The following is a 3,682-nucleotide window of genomic DNA, read 5'->3' as shown; positions in this document are numbered from 1 at the left end:
CCGTAGGCCCCGCGCCAACCCGGCCTCACTGAGTTCAGCCGATCGACATTCCCCAGGTCAACGGCCGAAATAGGTGGAGCCGCCGGTCGGAGTCGAACCGACGATCTACGCATGTCGAATGCGGGTGTCCGGCGCGACCCTCGGTCCCGCCACCCCCACGCGCCGTTGGCTACTCGGGTGAGCCGCTCAGCGTGCAGGTCGTCGTAGAGCTCGGACAGAGCCACGGCGGCGTGGTGCAGTGCGCGACGCGGATGTCGCCGGATGCGCATCGTCGTGACCTGTCGGCGCCGCGCCCCGAGCCCTCGTGCGAGCGCGGCCACCTGCCCTTCCGTCCCTTCGTGCGCGTCTTCACCACCGCAACCGGGGTTGCCCCCGAGTGGGGTGGGACTGATGGCGTCGACCTGGCGACAGGACAGTGACATTGCTCGAGCCTGGTCAGTCTGCGGCGCGCGCGAGCCGCCTCGCCAGGGTCGGAACCACGATCGCCGCCGCGACGGTGTGCAGCGTGATCAGGGTCGCGGCGGAGCCGGCGGCGAACCCGAACGTGAGATCCGGGACGAAGGACAGCGCTGTCAGGGCGACCGCCGTCCGCACGAACGTGGCCCGCGGCCGACGCGCCTTGCGCGCCATGACGGCGGCGATGCCGACGCCGACGAGCGAGAAGACCAGCGTCAGTTGAGCGAACCCGGCGATCGGGATGTTCGCGCCTGTGCTGTCGGCGAACGAGACACCGGCGGCCGACGCGATCGCCGCGAGGACGGTCGTGGCGACCGAGGCCATGACGGCAGAGGCGACTCCGTGCTTCCATACCGGCTGCCGCTCGGCCGCCGAGGTGGGCGCGCTGGGGGCAGTGCGGATGGGGATCTGCGTGGTGGTGGACATGTCGAGCTCCGTTTCCTCGGCGGGGCGCCCGGTGCGACCCGCTCATGCCCCCTCCACGAACGGCCGGGTACGGATCCGACAGGTCGCGAGAAAAAGTGTCGTTCGCGTCGATGCCCGGTGACGCAGCACCGCCAGGGGTCGGGCGTGAGTCGGAGTGTCGAACGGGCAGTTGGCCTCTGAGGAACCCGATCGCAAGGCTTTCTGTGGCAAGTTGTCGTATCGGTGGAATGCCGTTCGTGGTGGGAGTAGAAGGCGGTCATCGGGACCGCCCGGAACTGAGGAGAATTGGGATGACGCACTACTTGTTGACCGTGCACGGCCCCGCCGAGATGGACGAGTACGGCAACTACGGCTCCAAGGAGGAGATGGAGGAGGCGTTCGCCGCGACCGGCGCCTTCAATGACAAGCTTCACGCCGATGGCTACTGGGTCTTCGCCGGCGGGCTTCAGTCGGCATCGACCGCGACCGTTGTCGACGGCCAGGGTGAGACGCCGGTGATGACCGACGGCCCCTACCTCGAGACCAAGGAGGTCATCGGGGGTTTCTGGGTCATCGACGCGCCCGACCTCGACGTGGCGCTCAAGCTCGCGGCCGAGGGGTCCAAGGCGTGCCGGGGCAAGGTCGAGGTCCGTCCGTTCGACGGCCTCGCCTGAACCGGCCCGAACGAGGACTGATCGATGCAGGGCGGAACGGCGGCCGTCGAGCGGGTCTTCCGCGAGGAGTACGGCCGCCTGATCGCCTCGCTCGTCCGCCGCTTCGGTGACATCGACATCGCAGAGGAGGCGGCGGGTGAGGCGCTCGTGGCCGCGTTGGAGAAGTGGCCGGAGTCCGGCGTACCTCCCAACCCCGGCGGCTGGCTCACCACCACCGCGGGCAACCGCGCGATCGACCGGATCCGACGCGAGAAGCTGCGCGACGCGAAGCACCAGGCGGCCTTCATGTCCCACGACGACACGCCCCACGAGCACACCGGACCGGTCGAGGACGACCGATTGCGGCTGCTGTTCACCTGCTGCCACCCGGCGCTCGCACCGGAGGCGCGGATCGCGCTGACGCTCCGCCTCCTCGGTGGGCTGACCGTGGCTGAGATCGCGGAGGCGTTCCTCGTGCCCGAGACCACGATGGCGCAGCGGATCACTCGGGCGAAGAAGAAGATCGCGGCGGCGAAGGTGCCCTACCGGGTGCCCAAGGCCGCCGACCTCCCCGAGCGGCTCGGCGGCCTGCTGGCGGTACTTTTCCTCGTCTTCAACGAGGGCTACCTCGCCACCGGTGACGGTGACCCGGTGCGCGCCGAGCTCACGGGCGAGGCCATCCGGCTGACACGGGTCCTCCGCCAGCTGCTCCCCGAGGAGCCGGAGGTGGCCGGTCTGCTCGGGCTGCTGGTGCTCACCGAGGCCCGGCGTGAGGCCCGCGTGCGGAATGGGCAGCTGGTCCCGCTCGGCGAGCAGGATCGCGCCGGCTGGGACCGCGCGCTGATCGCCGAGGGGCACGACCTGGTCCGCGAGTGCCTCGCGATCAACCGACCCGGCCGTTATCAGATACTCGCCGCGATCAACGCCGTCCACACCGACGCCCCCACCGCGTCGGACACGGACTGGTCGCAGGTGGTCGCACTGTACGACCAGCTGACCCGGCTCGACCCGTCGCCGATCGTCGCACTCAACCGCGCGGTCGCGGTCGCGGAGCTGGACGGCCCGGAGGTCGCCCTCACTCTGGTCGACCGATTGCCGCTCACGGGCTACCACGCATGGCACGTCGCCCGCGCCGACATGCTCCGCAGGCTCGGCCGGACCGCCGAGGCGAAGGAGTCGTACGACGCGGCCATCGCCGCCACCCAGAACTCCGCCGAGCGCGCCTACCTGAGCAGGAAGCGCGGCGAGTTGGTCTGAGCGGTCGTGAGAGTTTCTTCTTCTGGCAGAGTGTCGGATCCGGAGCGAGGCGTTCGTAGAAGAGGTGAGAGGCGGTCGGAGGTGGCCGCCGGGACAAGGGAGTCATGGGATGACGCAGTACCTGATCTCGTTCGATGATGGCGCGATGACCTTCCCCGAGGAGGAGTTGCCCGACGTAACCAAGGCCGCGCACGAGGTGGTCCAAGAGGCCCAGGACGCCGGCGTGTGGGTTTTCGGCGGCGGACTGGAAAGCCAGAGGGCGAGCGTCGTGGCCACCGACGGGACGGTCACCGACGGGCCGTACCCGGAGACCAAGGAGGTCCTCGGCGGGTTCGCGGTCGTCGACGTGCCCTCACGCGAGGAGGCGCTCGAGTGGGCTGCCAAGATCGCCGTCGCCTGCCGCTGTGCGCAAGAGGTACGGGAGCTCCTGCCCGACCCGGCCGTCTGATCGAAGGAGACCCGCCACGGCTAGAGCAAAGACTTGCCTTGGGCGCGGTCTGCGCATCGACCTGTACTGGGACGCCGGGCGGTGACCGGCTGCGATACGGGTACGGGGCCTAGGTCCACGGGGTTGAGAGTCCAGCCCGTGCGTCCGTGAAGCGGCTGTCAGACCTGAGCGTCGTACGTGTGTGTTCGAACGGGTCTGGGTCGCCGCTCAGGACGATCACATACCGAGGCACGGACGCAGCCTCCCAACATCACAGCCCACTCATCGGCAAAGTCGAGCGGCTGCACGCGGCGAAATGAAGCATCACGCACACGCCTGTCGGCGGCTTTTATTCAGCCGTGATCCACCGGCGAGACTGTGACAATCCCGTGCGTCTGCGGCCGCCAGCGACGAACCCGATGCGCGCTATCAATGTCCGTTACGGCCGATCGTGGCGACGTGTCCCTGATGACAGGCTCAGCAC

Annotated in this window: 4 protein-coding genes and 1 tRNA gene; 3 read left to right on the top strand and 2 right to left on the bottom strand. The window is 69.1% G+C overall.

Translation table 11 applies throughout. The features are described 5' to 3' along the window. Positions 1-74: 74 nt before the first annotated feature. Positions 75-230 (bottom strand) — tRNA-Ser (locus VIM26_RS09090). A 205-nt stretch (positions 231-435) separates the two neighbouring features. Continuing rightward, the gene (locus tag VIM26_RS09085) at positions 436-882 is read right to left on the bottom strand and encodes a DUF6069 family protein (RefSeq protein WP_331950334.1); all 447 of its coding nucleotides are present in this window, start codon (positions 880-882) and stop codon (positions 436-438) included. Positions 883-1,172: 290 nt separating this feature from the next. Here VIM26_RS09085 and VIM26_RS09080 point away from each other — a divergent pair, with 290 nt between their 5' ends. The 3 genes from VIM26_RS09080 (at position 1,173) to VIM26_RS09070 (ending at position 3,219) form a co-directional block, all read left to right on the top strand. Beyond that, positions 1,173-1,535 carry a YciI family protein gene (locus VIM26_RS09080; RefSeq protein ID WP_331950332.1) on the top strand — a complete coding sequence of 121 codons (363 nt, stop codon included), beginning with the start codon at positions 1,173-1,175 and terminating at the stop codon, positions 1,533-1,535. A 24-nt stretch (positions 1,536-1,559) separates the two neighbouring features. Beyond that, positions 1,560-2,771 carry an RNA polymerase sigma factor gene (locus VIM26_RS09075; protein ID WP_331950330.1) on the top strand — a complete coding sequence of 404 codons (1,212 nt, stop codon included), beginning with the start codon at positions 1,560-1,562 and terminating at the stop codon, positions 2,769-2,771. Positions 2,772-2,880: 109 nt separating this feature from the next. Continuing rightward, the gene (locus VIM26_RS09070) at positions 2,881-3,219 is read left to right on the top strand and encodes a YciI family protein (protein WP_331950328.1); all 339 of its coding nucleotides are present in this window, start codon (positions 2,881-2,883) and stop codon (positions 3,217-3,219) included. The last annotated feature ends 463 nt before the right edge of the window (positions 3,220-3,682 follow it).

It is taken from the genome of Pengzhenrongella sp., assembly GCF_036565025.1.
Lineage (GTDB): Bacteria > Actinomycetota > Actinomycetes > Actinomycetales > Cellulomonadaceae > Pengzhenrongella.
Note: the sequence above shows the minus strand (reverse complement) of the source record. Positions and strands in the feature narration are given on the sequence as shown.